The following is a 19,230-nucleotide window of genomic DNA, read 5'->3' on the forward strand; positions in this document are numbered from 1 at the left end:
TTGAATCATTATGTCTATTTTTAACCATTTAGAGGAATTTTAGTAATACAAAAAACAATAATTACATAAAGAAGGGCAACCATAAGGAAAACAATTTAAAAACACTAGTATTCAATAATATTATTATGTAAACTAAATACATACAAATTTTACGTTGACAAATCTTTATTTATTGTTAAAGTAAAATTTATTCTCCCTGACACTAAATGTCATGTTATATAAATGTTTAGAGGAGGCACAGTTATGGAAACAAAGAAAAATTTACCGGATATACGGAAAACGATTGTACTTAATGCTCCAATTGAGAAAGTATGGAAAGCCGCTGCAACATCAGAAGGTATTGCTTCATGGTGGATGCCAAATAATTTTGAACCGATTATAGGACGTGAGTTCATACTTCATGCAGCTCAATTTGGTGATTCACCCTGTAAAGTAACGGAAATCAATTCTCCAAATCTAGTTGTTTTTAACTGGGGTAAAGACTGGCATCTTACTTTTGAATTGAAAAAGTTAGAAGATCAAAAAACAGAATTCACACTCATACATTCCGGCTGGGATACAGAAAAGGTCACCGAGTTTGGACAACCTCACCCTGTTGTACGCAGTATTATGGAAGGCGGATGGGAGAAGTTGATTAAAGAGAAGCTTCCTGCATATATCGGGGGTTAAATTGAGTAAAGGTTATCATCCTTTACATTAAAAAAGACGATCTTATCTTAAGAAATCGTCTTTTTTAATGTAACAGCTTTGTTTTGCAACGTTAAGTGTACTCATTCATAAAGGCAGGTTAATTCTGGTCTAATACCAGCTATAGTCATTCAATTGTAGATTTGTTTATGGATGATCTTCATTAATCATCTAAAACACAAACCTTATCTACAATAGTCGTAAACGGTCGATCGATTGGTTATCTAATCTCTACCTTTATAAACGTATAATGGAAATAAACATAGTTATGAAATAAATTAGGTGAAAATTTAAATCTATAAGGAAATATTAGGAAGGGGATGCGTAACTTCAAAGAGAATATCATACACATCACAACAAAAACTAACTGAAAATGAAAAATAGCGTTTAAAAAATAAAAGTGTTGTTACTTGAAATCAAATAAAAAAGCCAAAATGTAATAGTATTAATTACTATGAAGATAGCTGTTAGTATTTTTTTCTTTTGTCTCAATAAATTGAGTATACTCATATAATGAGACAAGTTATATTTTTTGAACATTAACTTCCGATAATATATATTATGTAAACTACAAAAACTAAATCGTATAAAACTAAAAAAAAGTCAATCCTTCCTTTGTTCAAAGACTAGAAAGTCTAAACTAAAAATCTCTCATCATTGTAATTCTTAATTTTCTAATTGTACTCCAAGAACGCTTCGTTGTACTCTTGAACCAGTTAATTGAGTAATGCTTTTTCAAGGACTATTTTTTGCAATCCATTATCATCGGTATAAGTTTCAATAATATTAAATCCATTTCTTATGTTTAGTATCAACATATTCCGCCATTTATTCATTGTTTTTGTTTGGACAACTTTATAGCCATTTTTTCTTAAATATTCATGTTGTTGTTCGATTAAAGTTAGAGCAATTCCACGTTTTCTATAATCAGGATCCACTCCGCCTAACCAACTATAAAATTTATTATTATCAAGTTCATATCCAATCTTAAATCCAACGATTTTTTGACCGTATAATGCAATATTAAACAATAATTTGGGTTTATCTTTCATTTTGATTAGCAAATCTTCAGCACTACCATCAAATACATCACTGTAAAGATTCACTATACCATCTAATATTTTTTTATTTGGGATGGTGTCATAGACAAAGTATTTAATATCCAAGATACCTCTCCTTTCTTAGCACCCATTTAGTTATAGTCGTATTCAATTGCCGTGACTTTCTCTAATAAGTTTTCAATGGTCCCAAAACTTTTACTTACTTCAGGTAGATGATAGAATGTGCTTGTCGTATCAAAGTTATTCACTTCCCCATCAGGTGAATATAGATAAATCTTTTTTCCTTGTCCTAGAGCAATCCCAAGCTTAATATGACTTCCCTTTCCTGCTGGTAATATAACAATTATAAAATCTGATTCTAATACAGCATTTCTTTCTTGATGTCCAATACTTTTTAGATTTTCAAAAGTCGATGCTCTTTCATTTTGAGTCCAATCATATGTATGTGTGAAACCCTTATCTTTCAAATATTGGTTAACATAACGAACTGTTTCTTTGTCCTGAAAGCTCGATGCGACATAAAATTTACTCATTCAATCCTCCGCCTATGATAGAATATTTTAGTTTAACTTTTTAGTTTTAGATACGCCATCTTAGATTTGAAAATCGACTTTAATATTTAATATTTAATTGTAATAGCTAAGGCTCCCCATTCCACTTTCTTGTTCTAGAGTATATATTTCATACGTTCTATCTATCATTTCTTTAATTGTCCAATTTTTCGCAATCGAACTCTTTAAAAGGAATATCTTCATATCATAAAAACATCGGATTTATTGCACAAACCTGCCCGTTTTAGTTTTAGTACAATCCCACGTACTTATAACATATTTTTCAAACTTTATTTAAAAGAAAGAATTTTGTCAATTATATTTTTATGCTACTAATATTGCAATCCATAAAACTAAATCCGTCCTCTGCGAAGATTGGATTTAATTTCTTCTAAATGAGTCATGAAAGCACCGTCAAGAACGATACTAAACCTTTCGTTTAAAGATTTAAAGTCATAGGCTTCGGATAATTTATTATGATTTTCTATTTTCCAAAGAGCTTTAATGCCTTCACACTCCGTTTTCCATAACCAGTTATTTTTCCTTTATGATCTTTTGCCACGATACATTGTTCTGCTTGTTGTATTCTATTATGAAGGAAACGGCTTCTTTTATCTCCAAAAGCAGCTTGATCTAGTCGGACAAGTTCGAGAAATTCAGTTTTAGTATAACTGTTATAAGTTACATTCTGAAGGTGTTAAAAAAGATGATCGAAGCAACTAAAAATCTAATTGAATTTATATCATCATAGTTTTGCTAATATGTAGTATTTATATTTTTTCAATTAAGTTGTATTTGATAGACTCCCTTTTTTATCATCCTGTTCGAAGTCTACTCTTCATAAAAATTTTCAACTTTTCTCTAGTCTTGTAAATTATTAAGTTTTTCTGAAAGGAACTGAGAAGAAATAAAATTAAACAAAGTCACTTATCTGAAATATCTCCGAAACGCTTATCTGAAATTCTAAACATTTCAATAAACCGTTCAAGAGAAGTTATTGCTCATGCCAAATACCATTAAATCCCTTCTATTGGGTCTAAACTCGCTAGTAATATCATTAATTTAAGATTCTATTCTTTCATTCTTTCACACCTTACAAATTTATTAGAAAAAAAGTTCGGATGCTGGGTAGGTTCATGTGTCGAAGAAATGGTTTAGGGGAAGTGTTAACTTCTTTGTCATTTTTACTCATCCTTTCTTGAAAAATTCAATGGTACCTTGATTCATTAAGATTTTTAGATTCTTTCCTTCTATCCACTGTTATAAGTTTCATTCTGAAAGTGTTAAAAAAGATGATCAAATTAACTTAAAACAACAAGTATGTTTTACGATGATTTGTTTGTTTTAGTTTAACAGTTATATCCTTAAACTAACAATAATTTTTAATTGTATGAAATTATAAAAGCCTAATTATGACAAATTAGGCTTAGCTTCATTTAAGACCAATGAAATTTCGAAAGTTGATTGCTTGTTAAAAAACAAGATTATATTTTGCCCGAAAGTCACTTGGTCGTTTTGGAGTATGTTTGTCAATATTATTCCTCCAAATGCGAGTACGAAAAATAAGATTAAGTTTGCCATTTTTGATTTTATATAACCATACTTAAAAATTAACGGGAAAGATATTGAAAAAAACAATGTAACAGCAACGATGCCACCAATAAACCCGATCGGATTAAAAAAAATGATATTAGGGAAATTTAACATATTTACAATAAAATAGATCGAATAAAATAAAAGAATTGCATATGCAGTAAATACATATATAGATACATACTTTGATAATACAATTGTATTTTTCTTAATTGGAAGACTGTTAAGTATAATATCGCTATTATTTTTATCTTCTAACGAGCTTGCACCTAAAATTAATTGATAAGTGACTGCTAATATTCCCACTGTTAATCCTATAGATCCCATGCTTGACAGGGTAATTGTAAAGAAAATAATTAATAAAACTGATAATTTCAATGTTCTCTTTTGCATTAAAATATCTTTTTTAATAAGATGATACACGATTATCGCTCCTTTTAATAGAAAACACCATAATATCTTCTAATGTTGGCTTTTCGATTATAACGGAATCCCCCATTTGTTTCATTACTTCTTTTTTATTTTTTGATAACGCTTCAAAACCGTAATTGTTTTCCTTAATGCCAATAAAGCTGTTATGATGAGACGTAGTCAAAGCTTCTTTATTTCCTTTGACAATACAATATTCCTCTAAAAGCTCATCTTTCGTTTTACTTAAAAGAATCTCACCGTCATTAATGAATGTAATAAAATCTGCAACCTTTTCTAAATCAGATGTAATATGTGTTGAGAAGAATATTGATAAGAAGGAAAAAAACACCTCAAAAATTATTTAGGTGTTTTCCATCCTTGTCCTTGAATTGAATTGTTTACATAGTTTTCATCATCTTTTCTCTCTTTATTTTTGCTAATAAAAGCTTATTAGACAAACTAGAGATGTTATAAACAGCATTTGCTGCCGTGCTTGCTGCGATGTGGCGACGATGAGAATATTTTGTCGTACATAGCGATTGAAGCTTATCAACTGTCACTCCTTTATTCATTAACGCTTCTTCAAACTCCTTTTGAGCAGCTTGTTTTGCTTTAAAAAGCATCATTTGGATTCGGCTGTAAACGTTTATTGCCCCATCCCCTGTCGTTTCAATCGGCAGAAAGATTGCTTCTGGATGAATTTCGGTTATGAATGATTGAACACCGTCAGATACACCAGATGAAGGCATGCACCCAAAAGGTTTTACAGAAATTGTCATGTTCACTTTTCGTTTTATTACGTTAAGAATAAGCTTGCCGACTTCCATATGCCCTTCTCCGCCTCTTACATTGTTGTTATAGTGTTCGTGGGCAACTTTGGCGATTTCATCCATATTAGGCAGCTCATAATCGCTCAACCCGATGGCTTTTGCATACATTTGAAACATTATTCTTATGATACGATCTGCCAATTGTAGCATCCGAAGGCGCAGCTGCGGGTTTTTCCCTTCCAAGCCATGGCGACCAGTGTCATTACGGCGTAAGGCCAGCCGTTTCTTAGTATCATGCCGCCCTTCCCAAATTAAAAATAAAATCCAGGCTGTTACTGACTGTACTTCTACTTCGGCTCCTTCCTCTTCTAAAAACTGCTGTAATCGATAGTTGCCGTCCCCCTCTGTTGTCATTGCCCAAAATTCCCCGATAATACTCACTTTTGGTTTCACAATCGTTCGATCTATTTTGACAGTACGAAGCTCCTTCCGACAGCGGTAAAGCGCATGGAGCAGTGACTTCCTCTTCTGAAAGGTTTCATATAAATATTGTTTACAGCGCTCGAGAGCTTTATTTGTTGCTCCAGCGACTGCTTCATAAGGTCTAATGCGATAACCGACAGCATTTAAAATATCTCCGACTAGAACGGCTTTTAAAAACGTAAGGAAAAAAGAGCTGTCCAGCTTTAAAGCTGATTCTTCACCTGTAGCCTGCTTTAAACCGCTCTGCTGCTGAAAAAGAAGTACACGAAACCCATCAAATCCAGCATCTCTAAGCGCCTTACGGTATTCAGTTACATAAGTCCCAAAGCGGCATGGACCGCAAGAACCGCTCGTCATAAAAAGATAATTTTGAACAATTTCTTCTTTTGTTTTACCTCCTACATCCCTTAAATGAGTAAGGTATTTAATTAAATTCCCAACGGTAAAATAAGTCGGATTGCATTGTCCCCGATTGCCAAATTCCTTCCCAAAACGCAATGACTCTGTATCAGGGCACTCCATATGTTTTACCCGATATCCTAACCCAGCAAGCGCACCTTCGATCAAATAATCGTGTGCCATTGTTAGCCCGCCAAAAAGGATCGTAGTGGAATCTTTATCCTTGGAAAAAAATTTTCTTGGAACAGGATCAAACCATTGTGTCTTTGTTTCGTTTAAACCTAGTAACTCTTCTTGTTGCGCTCTAAAACGATTTAACTCATCCTCAAATAACTGGACAGCATTTGTTTGCTTTTTTTTTTTCATTTTCACTTTTATGCCCACTCCTTTTTGTTATTCAGAAATTGCCTTTTTCGCTGTAAATTGACTTGTCCGTTCTCCGTGCATTAATTCAAGACGCTTTTTTTCAATAAGCCGTTCTAGTTCTTCCTTTTTGCGTGCTAAATCTTGAAGCCGTTCTTCATGAAGTCCTAAACTATGCGCATACGTTTTTACCCGGATTTTAATCGAACCGCTCGGTTTATTCGCATCGATATCGTGCAGAGCGGAATAAGGCGTACCCGCTGTAGAAATAATTGAATCAATTAAACCGTATGTCGGCGCATCATGCCCACATTTAAAGCTCGATAAATCGAGGACAGCGATATTTGGATGGCGGGCGGCAAATTTAGCTGCCCACACTTTTTGAACGCTGTTTGAACTAAAGTTTTCCGGCCATACATCAGTTACTTCAAGAGCAGACTGAACTCTATTACTTTCCAAATCAGCTTTAAAAAATCGGCGCAGCCATGCTTCATCTTTTGGGATCGAACGCATCGAAAGAATCGGATAGCCAAGAACTTGAAACTCATCTAATACAGAATGATTTAAACCTGGATCAGAGTGATATGGGCGGCCAATCATAAGAATCGCAAGCTTGTTCTCCTTTTCAACCTGCTCTAAAATGATTTTTCCTCTTTCTTGCATTTCCTGATCAAACAGCTCCATTGCTTTCCATGCTTCTTCAACCGCAAAATCGCTTTCATCCTCCGTTATTTTCAGGAAATCTTTAAATGCCTCGAAAAGCTGTTTTTTCAGTAAATTTGTTTCTGTAAATGTCATAGCAGGATCAAAGTACGTAATTCCTTTCGCTTTAAAAAAGTCCGTTTCCTTTGTAAATGCCGCTTTAATTACATTTGGAGCGCCTGCCACGATCGGACAGCTCGCTGAATCCGTCACATTGTTCAAATGGGTCGGAATATGGGTAATACACGGGAAAAAGATGGCATTTAACGGCTTATTCTCTCGATGGTGTTTAAAAAGTAGATTATGGACATGTGCCTGCGCTACTTTAGATGGGTAGCACGGATCGATCGAGCCGTACTTCCCCCCCTCCTGCCACATTTCTTCACTCGTATAGTCACTAAATACAATCCCGCGTTCACTAATGCCGAGCGTTTCAAAATAAGTTCGCCAAAAAGGAGCTGTAGTCCAAATATTAAGAACTTTTGGAATACCGATGCGAAGCTCCTTTCGCCATTGGAGTGCCTCAGCTGATGAACGTTGAAATCCGCGAGTATATTTCTTTCTTCTCGTCCCGAGCCAGCCTGATTTTACTTTCACATCCTCAATGGTTTCCCCAGCTTCCGGAAGCGGCGCAGCATGATAAAAATGCTGGAACATGCGGCGTCCTTCATATTCCACTAAATTCGGGTATTGTTTTTTCAACTGTTTCCGTTCTTGCGTTAACTTGATCATCGCTTCTTTATCTTCGACCGTCCCCTTTTCACAGCTAAAACCGGAAATATACCGGGCAGTTTGACCATCAGGAGTCGACGTGTCGATAAATGTGCGACTGCAATGATTTGGACAAAAGTTGCACTTTGTTGATTCATCATTTCGTGAGCGATACTGCATTCCAATCGCTGCATCAATACCGAGAAAGGTCGAATACCCTCTCCGTTTCACTACACGAAGCGTCTCCATCGCCGCTCCGATTGCACCTGCTTCACCTGTATGAGGGTGAACATATACTTCTGCATCTGGAACCCGTTCTTTAATATAGTCTACTTGCGCTTTCACAGCAGCTAAATTATGCTGCGTCCCACCTTGAAGAACAAATTTTCTTCCAAGCTCAGCCATCCGTGGAATTTGAACGACATACTGCCAAATATTTTTTGGCAATACGAGCGCCAGCCCTGCTAATAGTTCCTCTTTTGCATATCCTTCTTTTTGAAAATTGACTCGATCTGAGTCAAGAAAGACGGCACAGCCGTAAGAAAATTTTGGGCTTAATTCAGCATTAAAGGCTGTGTTAGCATACTCTTCGATTGGAATTCCAAATTGGTCAGCCATTGCCTGAAGTAGCATTCCATTTCCAGCGGAGCATTGATTGGACAATCGAAAATTCCGAATATCTCCGTTTTTAAGAAAAAGTACTTTAATATCTTGTCCACCCACATCACAAATCACGTCAATATCACCGAAAAAATGAACAGCACTCATCATATGTGCTACAGTTTCGACGATATTTACATCTGCTTTCAACGTTTTTTCCAACACATCAGCGGCATACCCTGTCGCACCAAAGCCAATGACTTCAAGCTTCGCACCAGCTGAGTATATTTTGTCGCGAATTCGTGCGAGAAGCTCTTTCGTATCTTGAATTGGATTTCCTTTAGACAGCTGATATTCTTTTAACAAAATGTTCCCTTCCGTATCGACTAGTACAGCCTTTGAGGATGTTGAACCTCCATCTAGACCAATCACTGCTTGAATCGTTTCATCCGGTTTAAATAAAGCGGGAACGAATTTCGGAATACGATATTTACGTCGAAATTGTTCTAACTCGATTTTGTTTTTTACGAGGGGAGCACCCGCTTTTTCACCGAGCTTTGCTTTACGACCGTGTGTAATAAATGTTTTTAAAGCTTCAATTCCTTTATAAATCCCTACTTCCGCGGGTTCATGCATCCCGTAAATCGCAGCGCCATAGGCAGCGTAATACTGGGCATTTTCCGGGATGAAAATTAACTCTTCTAGCGGAACTTCTTTCGGATAATCGTAGCCTCGTTGTTTCCATGATTCTGGTATTCTTTTTCGCCAGCATTGCTGCAAAAAAGGTAAATATGTATTCGGTCCGCCTAATAACAGCACTTTGTGCCGCAAAGTATTTCCACGTGTCAAAACGGAAAGATTTTGCATAACAATCGCATCTGCTAAAGAACACATAATTTCTGTTGATGGGATGCTGCTTTTCACTAGATTGACAATATCAGTTTCCGCAAAGACACCACATTTAGCTGCGACATGATGAAGCTTGGCATCATTAAATTCAAGCTTTGCGACTTCCTCTTCTGGCATTCCGACCTTTATCATGCACTTATCAATCGTTGCGCCGGTGCCTGAAGCGCATTTATCATTCATCGACGTAATCGCCTGCTTATCTCCCGTTTCTTTATTCTCTTTAAAAATAATAATTTTCGCATCTTGTCCGCCTAGTTCAATCACACTGCCCACATCAGGATGAAGTTGTTCCACTGACATCGTAACAGCATTTACTTCTTGGACAAACTTAGCTCCGATATACTCAGCAATAGAGCTGCCTCCTGAGCCTGTAATAAACACGCGGATATTTTCTTGTTTTATGTTTGGAAACTCATTTCCGATGCGGATTAAAAAATCAAGCACCATTTCAGCTTGTTTCGTATGGTGCCCGCTGATAATCCGACCAAAGAATGTTCTTATTGTTTGGATGAATGACAGTCGCCTTTACGGTCGTTGAACCCACATCAATTCCGATAAACAAAGAATTGATGCCATTGCTGTCTTCCATATTATCACTTCCTTTGTAAGCTGATGTGAATGAATTTATTATATGGAAAACATAACAATATATACGTAGTGAAAACTGAAATAAAAAAACCTTGCCAATAATGTAATAAAAGGCAAGGTGAAGAAGTTTGCTATCAAATTTCATGGAACGTAATTTCGGGACGACTCCCAATCCGAATGTTGACACCTGTTTGTCCAAGCCCTTCACTAATATAAAACGGTTTTCCACCGTGATAGTGAAGCCCTTTAATCATATTCATGCGGACGAGCTTTCCCATTTTCATTAAATGATAAGGCTTCGGCCAATGAATTTGGCCACCGTGAAAATGACCTGATAATAAGTAATCAAACGGTATATCTTCCATCTCAAGGACTACATTTGGATCGTGTGTTAAAACTAAATTATACCCTTCTGGAACACCAGAATACGTTTTTTTAACATCACTATGATTCGTACTATAATTATCGATCCCAATTATATTTAAATGCTCCCCACGAACATGAAGCGACACATGCTCGTTTTGTAATGTTTTGCAACCATTGTTTTCAAGTGTTCTTTTCAAAGTTTCAAAGTTTTTACCTTTTAAAACATAGTCATGATTACCAAAAACAGCATAAATCCCGTATTGGGGGTTTAATTTTTCAAGTACTTGAAGATAACCTGTTAGTTTAGGAATACTGCGTTTACGATCGAGGTAATCTCCGGTGAGAGCGATGAGATCTATAGGCTGTTTCGAAACCATCGTATATAGTTCTGGGGGGGTAATTGAAATATTTTCAAGGTGCATATCAGAAAGGTGTAGAATCTTTCTATTTCTCTCTGAAACTGTCACATTTGGACGGGGAACGAAAATCGTATTTACGTTCACATTTCTTGTATTCTTATTCGCCTTAATGAAAATAAACGCTAAAAAAGCAAGCACAATTAAAATAAGATAAAATCCCACTTTTATACCCCTCCCTCTATTTATTATAATCGCAAATAGGAAGAAGTCCTAGTGGGAGTTGGTGGTAACTGGTTTAAAATGGGCTTTTATATTTCTTTAATAGCTTTTCTTTAGACATCAATAAATAAACAGGACGATGTTTTTAATTGAAATAGTTGAACATGAAAGTAATAAAATAGGCAGCTGCGACAGCTTTTTTAACGATGAATACAATTTGTTTTTTGGCAAGGCACATTCAAATCCAAGCTGAGTAAATCCATTATCAATAAGTGTAATTCCAATTATTCCTTTTATTTTAGCTTGCTCTGGATGATACACAATAAATGTAGCTAAATGAGGCATTGACTTCATCACTTGTCTAAAAATAACTTTCCCCTTCGATAATTCATTGTTCATCTTATCAAGATCTTGTAGTAGCTTTACATTATGAAAGTGAATTTTGAGTAAAATATCGTTTTTACCAATCACTGTTCCATCGCCTAAAGCGACTGTTCTTCCTTTATAACGCGTTAATCTAACACGAAAAATCCCTTCCTCTTTTTCTGGACAAATGTATTGAAGTCGAGTGAATGAAAAAAAATAAACCGGATCTAAATATTTCCAAATTGTTAAACAGATCGGACGAAGCAACACGTTTCCTCTTTCTCCTTTCAATAAACTGTCAGTTTGATGTCAGTATTTTTTGTTTAAAAAAGAGGAAATATAAATGGGAAAGTTTAGATTGATCTGCCGAACATTTATTAAGAAAGAATAAAGGGCTTGGTTTATATGAGGAAAATTCTTATTTTGCCATTTTTACAAATGCCATCAGGTCATCACCAAGTTGCAGATGCACTTAGCACGTATTTAAAAGCGATCGATAATCGTTTAGAAATAAAAAAAGTGGATATTTTTCATTATACGTCCCGCTTAGCTGAGCAAGCTTCTACTTATCTATATTTAAAAGCAATCAAGCTTATGCCATCAGTATACGGTTTACTATATAGGTATAATGCATGCCGCGTTTATGAAACGAATAAACGATATTTTTTCTATGAACAACTGTTTTTAAAAAGGATGAAGAAACTAATCGTACAGGAAAATCCAGATATCATTATTTGCACCCATTGCCTTCCTTCTTACTTATTGAATCTTTTAAAAAGGAACGGATATTTGTCAGTTCCTGTTATCAATGCATATACGGACTATTTTATTAATACAGTATGGGGAATAAGTGATATTGACCTCCATTTGGCGCCAAGTGACGAAATGAAGCATTTTTTGGAAAGCCGGGCTGTTTCCCCTGAAAAAATAGCGGTAACAGGGATTCCTGTTCATCCGCACATCACTCAAAAAATGCGGAAAATTGTTAAAAAGGTTTCACCTTTTCATGTGTTAGTGTCGGGTGGTCATTTAGGGGTAGGATTAGTGGAAAAGCTTTTTGACGTAACGAATTTATCGGGAAAAATAAAATATTTTGTTTTGTGTGGAAAAAATCAAAAACTATTCCGAAAAATAACAAGCTTTCACACTTCTATTCTCGAGCCGATTTCCTATATATCATCGAGACCAGAAATGAACAGGCTTTATGAGCAAATGGATCTCGTCTTATCAAAGCCTGGCTGGATTACAATTAGCGAATGCTTTCAAAAAGAGCTCCCACTGTGCCTTCTTAAAGCTTTACCTGGTCAAGAGGAGTGGAATCGTCATTATTTACTGAAAGAAAAACTTACGATCCCAATAGTAGGAGAACAAATGGAAAAAAGCCTGCTTTTATTCCTTGAGGATGAAAAGGCAAAGCAACAATTTCAACAACGGCTCTCAGCTTATGTTAGCGAGCTTGAGAACATCAATGTCGTTTTACAGGAGTTTCTTATCAAGCATTAAAAAGGGGGGCAAAAGCTTGTCGTGCCCTTTCTCATCAACGATCATATTAGGCAAAGCTATTAATAAAGTGCCCCCACATCATGTTTGTTCCCATCGTCATATGATAGAGCTGCATAATTCTGTCTTCCGCGGCTGCTTGTGCTTTTCCGCTAGCATTATTTGCGAGCTGTCTTTTAATTTGAATAATTTCATCCTCTAAGTCAAGCAGTTTATAATTTTTCAATAAGGTTGAGCGAAAATCATCTATTTCACTTTCTATTTTCGCTTTTATGGCTTTTTCTAAGTCTTTCATTTGTTGACGCCTTAGCTCTCCTTCTCTTGCAATTTCTTGCATCCTTATTCTATCTTCATCAGTTAATCCTAAAATTGACATAGACATGAATATGTTCTCCTTTCTTTTTTTTTAATAACCAACTGGCCAACTGTTGATCTTTTTTAATAAAATCATCAGCCATTTTATTTAAATTTTCTTGCACTTCTAACGCATTTTTTTGTAAACCATCTAACGCTTCGAGTAAAGCCTCTCTTGCTCTTGTATCATAAAACTGTGGACCATTACCTGTCACCGATATCGCTAATTTATTTATGATTGACTTAACATCTGACAGTTGCAATTTGTCATAATAAGTACCAATTTTTCCTTCAAAATGACTTTGAATACTTTTAATCGCTTGATCATGAGTTTCCTGAAACATCTCAATTTCATTTAAAGACATCTTTATTGTATGATGTAAATCATCTGCTTTTCCGGCTAATTCCCTCATCGTATCAGGTGTAACTAATATTTCACCGTCTGCTAAGAAAAGATGACTAAAGTTCACCAATTTATGATTGCCTAGCCAAAAGCTTTCATTATTGACGAGATGTTGAATTCCGACTTGTGGAAAGCGGTCATTCAATGTTCCAAACGTATCACTCGGATCAGTATAATCAATTGTATTATTTCGGAATAACCCTTCATCAATTTGTTTTTGAATGTCTTTTGGAAGCATGCTGTATACATTTGGTGCAGCAAATGTCGTCGTTTGCCTTATAAATGGTTTTCCTGCAAAAGTAGCCATTACTCTTACATAAGTAGCAAGTGCTCCACCTAATGAATGCCCAGTCGTATCAATCGTTGCATTAGGGAAATCCCTTCTTACTTCTTCAGCAAACTGCGTCGCGACATCAAAAGAATTTTTCAATTCTTTCTGTTTTGCATTATTCATCGTTGGTATATTAAGGTTTCCTTTTATAGAGTATGAATATCCGGCTGTTTCCTTCATAGCTCTAGTTTCTGAAGGAGGTCGATTACCATTTAAAACCAAATAATTACCATCTGTATCCACCCAATCTTGTAATTCCTGTGACCCTCGATAGGCAATGACAATTTCATCGCCTTTTTTAAATGCAAGTGCTTGGGTGTCAGTTTCTTTATCATCGAGAACTCGGACAATCTCCCTTTTTTCATTAATATCTGGTGCTACAGGAACTTTTAATTTGTACTCTATTTGACCAGTATTAATATGCTTGATATCTTTAACTCCGCCCCCTGTAAGCTCCTCTATACTATAGTAGGATTTATCCGACATATGCCAATAAGTCATATCTGTTAGTTTTTTATCGTGTTTCATTGGAAAATTTCCTTTCTAATTCCTATTTATTGTAATATATTTATAATATAATATATTAGGAATATTCCAACAGGGAGATTGAAATAAATGAAAAAAAAGTTAATTTTTATTTTAATAGGTCTATTTATTTTAATTGGAGGTTATTTAATGATTGGCGAATAAAAAAAAATACAGTTAGTTAAAGAAGCGCAAAAAAAAGCAGAAGATATTGTTTATCGTAACTATGAAGGGATTAAAAAGGTAACTATCAATAAAGAATATTATAAAATTACCCCAATGGGTGGGCTTTCCGTTGGAGGCCATGTCAATGACGATAAAAGCCTAACCTTTAATATTGGATTTCAAATTGAAAAAGACGGATTAGGAAAGGCTACTTCTATATTTATACCAAATGACTTTCCTACCGAAAAAAAAGAATGTGAAAATAAAATTTGTCAATAAAAATGAATTAGATATGGGTTCCCTTAAACGGCAAGTTGATTACTTTTAAAAGGTGACTTTATGCGAAAGACAATTCTTTATATTAGCCTTGTGGTTGTTGTATTGGTTGGAGGATATTTATTAATCGGCGAATAAAAAAAATACAGTTAGTTAAAGAGGCGCAAAAGAAAGCAGAAGATATTGTATATCATAACTATGAAAGAATTAACGAAGTATTTATTGATAAAGAATATTATCAAATTACTCCAATGGGTGCCCTTATGGTAGGTGGACATATCAACGGTAATGATAAATTGTTCTTTAATATTAATTTTAATATATCTAAGAACCAAGTAGGCAAAGTCACTTCCATAGTTGTTAACCCTAAAGAATTTCCGTCTGAAAAAGAGGAATGTAAAGATAACTTTTGCCAGTAAGGAACTTTATCATCATCCTTTTTGAAAGATATGTTAATCATTCACTATGAGAGGACGTGATCAAACCGTCCTCCCGCATCATTATATACTATTCTCCAATATTCTTTCCAACTGGTGCTTTTTCCAAAAATCTCTTCCCTTTCTATGCTCTGCTTTAGAAGTCTCACGTCTAATAATTAGTACTTTCATATAATGATTTTTTGAAAATATTAAAACATACCTTTCCCACCAATGAGACCTTAATGGCTGCGTTCTTTTATTTGTTGGACTATTTTTTTCCTAAAGCTTTCAAATGGCACGATGTCTGATTGTTGTTTCCCGTATTTTCTCACATTTACTTTATTTTCTTTCACTTCACTATCACCAAGCACAAGCATGTATGGGTTTTTTTGCATTTGCGCTCGTCTTATTTTATATCCTAGTTTTTCATTACTTTTATCAATTTGCATTCGTATTCCCACTTGCTTTAGTTTCGCTTCTATCTTTACACAGTAGTCTATGTGAACTTGTGAAACAGGGATTATTTGCACTTGCATCGGTGCGAGCCAAACCGGAAAAGCACCAGCAAAATGTTCGATTAAAATGCCTAAAAATCGATCAATTGATCCGTAAATCGCACGATGAATCACTACAGGACGAACCTTTTCGTTATTTTCATTAATATAAGTTAAAGCAAACTTTTCCGGCATTTGAAAATCAAGCTGGATCGTTGCACATTGATGACTCCGTTTTAAAGCATCTTTAATATGAAAATCAATTTTTGGTCCATAAAACGCTCCGTCCCCTTCATTTATCTCGTAGTTTGTTTGTAAATTGTAAAGTACATTTTTTAATGCTCTTTCAGATATCTTCCACAGGTTGTCATCACCTAATGAATTTTTTGGACGAGTCGAAAGCTCTACCGTATATTCAAAGCCAAAAGTGCGATACGCTTCGTCAATGAGATGAAATATTTGGGTCATTTCACTTTCAATTTGATCTTCGCGAACGAATAGATGTGCATCATCTTGGCAAAATGTCCGGACTCGGAGCATACCATTTAAAGCACCACTATATTCATGACGGTGAACTTGACCGAACTCCGCGAAACGAATCGGTAAATCTCGATAGGAGTAAAGGTTGTTTTTGAAAATGAGCATATGACCTGGACAATTCATCGGCTTCAGCGCAAATTTTGTTTGATCGACTTCAGAAAAGTACATATTTTCACGATAATGATCCCAGTGGCCCGACTGCTCCCATAGCCGTTGATTCATCATAAATGGAGTGCGAACTTCATCATACGAAGCTTTGCTTTGCAGTTCACGTGAAAAGTTTTCTAACTCATTTCTAACGATTTGTCCTTTCGGTAAGTAAAATGGCATTCCCGGTGCTTCCTCAGAAAACATAAACAGCTCTAATTGTTTCCCTAGCTTACGATGATCTCGTTTTGCTGCTTCCTGCAAAAATTTCACATACTCATTTAAATCCTTTTCCTTTTTAAAAGCGACTCCATAAACTCGTTGAAACACTTCATTTTCACTATTTCCCCGCCAATAAGCCCCTGAGACACGAGTTAATTTAACTGCTTTTATAAAACGAGTAGACGGAAGATGCGGACCGCGACAAAGATCTATAAATTCGCCTTGTTGGTAAAGAGTTATTTTTTCATCTTTTGGAATGTCCTTTAGTATTTCTAGCTTGTATCGCTCCCCTTTTTCCTTAAATCGTTTTTCAGCTTCTCCATAAGAAACTTCAATTCGGTTAATTTTTAAGTTTTCATTTATAATGCGTTCCATCTCTTTTTCAATGGCAAGTAAGTCATCTGCAGTAATCCTATGTTCTAGCTTTAAATCATAGTAAAACCCATCTTCAATGACTGGCCCAATACCTAATTTTACATCCCGATAAAGTCGCTTTACTGCTTGTGCCAATACATGTGCGGCAGAATGCCTTAAAACATGCAATCCTTCTGGCGCATCTAAAGTTAAAATCGAAACCTCCGCATCCCGTTCTAGCTTGTAGCTTAAATCTACCAGTTGTTCATTTACCTTTCCGACAACCGCCTTTTTTCTTAAATTAGAACTTACAGATGCTGCAATCCTTTCAACTGTAATACCTTTCGAAAACTCCCCTACTTTTCCATCCGGAAATTGAATGTTAATTAATTTTTCACTCATAACAAAAAACACTCCTTTAAAATATAAAAAAACGCACCTATCCCTAAAAAGGGACGAGTGTGTCATACCCGTGGTTCCACCCAATTTTCCATAAGAAAAAACATTTATAGCTCTGTACCTGTAACGTAGCGTAGACGGTATTGGATACTAAAAAAATTCCCCAATACAGCTCAGGAGGTGGTAAATTATTTCCCTAAGTTAGGAAGATCACAGCTATCCTTCCCTCTCTGTAAACCGTAAAAATAATTCATGTCCTCTTCATCGCAATTATTTTTTAAATTAAAAAAACACATCCATCCTAAAAAAAGGGACAAATGTGTTATCATTCGTGGTTCCACCCAATTTCCCATAAGCATAAAACACTTATGGCTCTTGTGCTGTAACGTAGCGTAAGACGGTACTGGATACTAAAATTCCCCAATACAGCTTAGAAGGTGGTAAGCTACTTTCCTGCGTTAGGAAGATTTCAGCTATTCTCCCCTCTCTGTAAACCGTAAAAAGTAACTCATGTCCTCATCAATGCCGATTTAAAATTAAATTATCATATATCTTATAATAAACGATCATAAACCGCAATACTTTTATTTTAAACTTTTATAAGTTAACGAAGGTCGTTCCATAAATCTTCATGCTAATGAAACAACTAACAATTTAATCAATTATTTTGTACTGTCAAATAATAGTATGACTGAGACTGAAGTAGTTATGGAGTTGAGATAAATAACTATAAAAGGGAATCGGGGGGGGAAAACATAACAATAATATATATGTCAAGTAAGATAATTATTCCTTTTTTAATGATCAAAATTTATATTCTTTCACGTAAATTTGAGTTACAATAATGCACGTTTTAACAAAATGAAAAATTTCAGTGCTATAATCCCCAATCCTGCATTAAAACTTCACCTTAAAAGAATGAAAAAAAAACCCATTAATCTTGAACTGATCAGGCGAATGTCGCATACCTTAATAATGATATTTTACTAAGGGGTTGAAAAAATGCAGCAACAAGGATTTATGCAGCAGCCGGTTTATCATGCATTTCCAGTTCCGCATCCATTTACAAACGGAGTTAACTTTAATGGGGTTGAAACAAGAAACCAAATGCAAATGTCGATGGATACAAGTAGGGTAAGTATCCATACGCATGGGCATAGCGGTGCTACTACGTGTCAAGATGGTCATGTCCATTTACACCCTGGGGTAACTAGTAAGGCAATTGAAACTGAAAGAGGTCATGTCCATAAAATATCAGGAAATACAACGTTCGATGATGGACACATTCATTTTTATGAGGCTTACACTAGCCCCCCTATTCCTTTACCTAATGGATACCACACTCATTATGTCGAGATTAGAACAACTGAAAATGATGGTCACATTCATATAATTAAAGGTTTTACAGAACCATCTAAAAGTTAAGATCAAATCGTATGGATAAATAAAATGCAAGACTAATATACTAAAGGTCTAATTTCTATTAAAAAATTAGATCTTTAGCATGGTCTCTAATTTTTTATTAACTATAGCCATCGGTACGATTCATGTCATTGCAGCATCCGCACTTACACCCATCCTACCACATATGTTTGCCGCCTCTTCATTCAAATACAAAAGTAGGTAGGTCTTTTCTGTACTTGAATGAAAATGTCTAATGTTCAACTTACAACCTCTACATAGTATATACGTTCGTATTCAGAGCATGGAATCCCCATTGGCTAATGAGTTTTTTGAAGTTAGAGAATATATCAATATATTTATAGATTTCTTTTTTTCCTGTTCTTTCGTTTTTATTTAGGATCTTTCTTTAGTACACCGTGGAACGATTTTATACAAGCATTGTCACTACTCCTTTTCTACTATTTTTATATCCAACCTATTTGTATGATTTTCTGCTACACATATCATTGAATACCCTTCCTTTTCAAATTATCCAAATATTACGTAAAAAATATTATTC

The 19,230-nt window shown here is 35.2% G+C and carries 13 protein-coding genes, 2 pseudogenes and 2 other annotated features; of the genes and pseudogenes, 3 read left to right on the plus strand and 12 right to left on the minus strand.

The genetic code is table 11. From position 1 onward, the window contains the following. The first annotated feature begins 243 nt into the window (after positions 1–243). Positions 244–669 carry an SRPBCC family protein gene (locus K6959_RS08620; RefSeq protein ID WP_163239581.1) on the plus strand — a complete coding sequence of 142 codons (426 nt, stop codon included), beginning with the start codon at positions 244–246 and terminating at the stop codon, positions 667–669. A gap of 734 nt (positions 670–1,403) precedes the next feature. On the opposite strand, the gene K6959_RS08625 is transcribed toward K6959_RS08620, so the two are convergent. From K6959_RS08625 to K6959_RS08665, 9 genes and pseudogenes are all read right to left on the minus strand, one after another. Then, positions 1,404–1,853, minus strand: coding sequence for a GNAT family N-acetyltransferase (locus K6959_RS08625; RefSeq protein WP_218943881.1), 450 nt, complete (start codon positions 1,851–1,853; stop codon positions 1,404–1,406). Between the two features lie 26 nt (positions 1,854–1,879). Continuing rightward, positions 1,880–2,281, minus strand: coding sequence for a nucleoside 2-deoxyribosyltransferase (locus K6959_RS08630; RefSeq protein ID WP_163239580.1), 402 nt, complete (start codon positions 2,279–2,281; stop codon positions 1,880–1,882). Positions 2,282–2,783: 502 nt separating this feature from the next. Continuing rightward, positions 2,784–2,930, minus strand: a pseudogene (locus K6959_RS19820) (hypothetical protein); the annotation flags it as partial. Positions 2,931–3,709: 779 nt separating this feature from the next. Continuing rightward, positions 3,710–4,315: an ABC-2 transporter permease gene (locus tag K6959_RS08640; protein ID WP_163239579.1), complete on the minus strand. Its 606-nt coding sequence runs from the start codon at positions 4,313–4,315 to the stop codon at positions 3,710–3,712. After that, entirely contained in the window at positions 4,299–4,652 is a 354-nt protein-coding gene (locus K6959_RS08645) for a hypothetical protein (RefSeq protein WP_246234479.1), read from the minus strand. The genes K6959_RS08640 and K6959_RS08645 overlap by 17 nt, the downstream gene beginning before the upstream one ends. A 49-nt stretch (positions 4,653–4,701) precedes the next feature. Further along, positions 4,702–6,321 (minus strand): 2-hydroxyglutaryl-CoA dehydratase, encoded by a 1,620-nt coding sequence (locus K6959_RS08650; RefSeq protein ID WP_262421981.1) that lies wholly within the window; start codon positions 6,319–6,321, stop codon positions 4,702–4,704. 27 nt (positions 6,322–6,348) lie between these two features. Then, a pseudogene (locus K6959_RS08655) lies at positions 6,349–9,829 on the minus strand (BadF/BadG/BcrA/BcrD ATPase family protein). A 133-nt stretch (positions 9,830–9,962) separates the two neighbouring features. Next, positions 9,963–10,775, minus strand: a complete 813-nt coding sequence (locus K6959_RS08660; protein ID WP_223088190.1) for a metallophosphoesterase — start codon at positions 10,773–10,775, stop codon at positions 9,963–9,965. Between the two features lie 117 nt (positions 10,776–10,892). Next, positions 10,893–11,405, minus strand: a complete 513-nt coding sequence (locus K6959_RS08665; RefSeq protein WP_262421940.1) for a YkoP family protein — start codon at positions 11,403–11,405, stop codon at positions 10,893–10,895. A 138-nt stretch (positions 11,406–11,543) separates the two neighbouring features. Here K6959_RS08665 and K6959_RS08670 point away from each other — a divergent pair, with 138 nt between their 5' ends. Beyond that, on the plus strand, positions 11,544–12,641 hold the full coding sequence (locus tag K6959_RS08670) for an MGDG synthase family glycosyltransferase (protein ID WP_223088192.1): 1,098 nt from the start codon (positions 11,544–11,546) through the stop codon (positions 12,639–12,641). Positions 12,642–12,687: 46 nt separating this feature from the next. Here the strand turns inward: K6959_RS08670 and K6959_RS08675 are convergent, their stop codons facing one another. From K6959_RS08675 to thrS, 3 genes are all read right to left on the minus strand, one after another. Further along, positions 12,688–13,020 carry a hypothetical protein gene (locus tag K6959_RS08675; RefSeq protein WP_163239576.1) on the minus strand — a complete coding sequence of 111 codons (333 nt, stop codon included), beginning with the start codon at positions 13,018–13,020 and terminating at the stop codon, positions 12,688–12,690. Beyond that, a complete protein-coding gene (locus K6959_RS08680) occupies positions 12,992–14,254 on the minus strand; it encodes a lipase family protein (protein WP_223088193.1) in 1,263 nt (420 codons plus the stop codon). Before K6959_RS08680 ends, K6959_RS08675 begins: the two co-directional genes overlap by 29 nt. 1,096 nt (positions 14,255–15,350) lie before the next feature. Further along, the gene (gene thrS / locus K6959_RS08685; RefSeq protein WP_223088195.1) at positions 15,351–17,270 is read right to left on the minus strand and encodes a threonine--tRNA ligase; all 1,920 of its coding nucleotides are present in this window, start codon (positions 17,268–17,270) and stop codon (positions 15,351–15,353) included. Positions 17,271–17,316: 46 nt separating this feature from the next. Then, positions 17,317–17,541: a binding site (T-box leader), on the minus strand. Between the two features lie 32 nt (positions 17,542–17,573). Beyond that, positions 17,574–17,799: a binding site (T-box leader), on the minus strand. Positions 17,800–18,269: 470 nt separating this feature from the next. Here thrS and K6959_RS08690 point away from each other — a divergent pair. Beyond that, positions 18,270–18,692 (plus strand): YmaF family protein, encoded by a 423-nt coding sequence (locus K6959_RS08690; RefSeq protein WP_223088197.1) that lies wholly within the window; start codon positions 18,270–18,272, stop codon positions 18,690–18,692. The last annotated feature ends 538 nt before the right edge of the window (positions 18,693–19,230 follow it).

It is taken from the genome of Bacillus aquiflavi, assembly GCF_019915265.1.
GTDB classification, from domain to species: Bacteria; Bacillota; Bacilli; order Bacillales; family Cytobacillaceae; genus Bacillus_BT; species Bacillus_BT aquiflavi.

Coding starts and splice junctions, on each gene's coding strand:
- K6959_RS08630 (WP_163239580.1), bottom strand. CDS start 2,281: ATGAGTAAATTTTATGTCGCATCGAGCTTTCAGGACAAAGAAACAGTT.
- K6959_RS08620 (WP_163239581.1), top strand. CDS start 244: ATGGAAACAAAGAAAAATTTACCGGATATACGGAAAACGATTGTACTT.
- K6959_RS08690 (WP_223088197.1), top strand. CDS start 18,270: ATGCAGCAACAAGGATTTATGCAGCAGCCGGTTTATCATGCATTTCCA.
- K6959_RS08675 (WP_163239576.1), bottom strand. CDS start 13,020: ATGTCTATGTCAATTTTAGGATTAACTGATGAAGATAGAATAAGGATG.
- thrS (WP_223088195.1), bottom strand. CDS start 17,270: ATGAGTGAAAAATTAATTAACATTCAATTTCCGGATGGAAAAGTAGGG.
- K6959_RS08670 (WP_223088192.1), top strand. CDS start 11,544: ATGAGGAAAATTCTTATTTTGCCATTTTTACAAATGCCATCAGGTCAT.
- K6959_RS08680 (WP_223088193.1), bottom strand. CDS start 14,254: ATGAAACACGATAAAAAACTAACAGATATGACTTATTGGCATATGTCG.
- K6959_RS08650 (WP_262421981.1), bottom strand. CDS start 6,321: ATGAAAAAAAAAAAGCAAACAAATGCTGTCCAGTTATTTGAGGATGAG.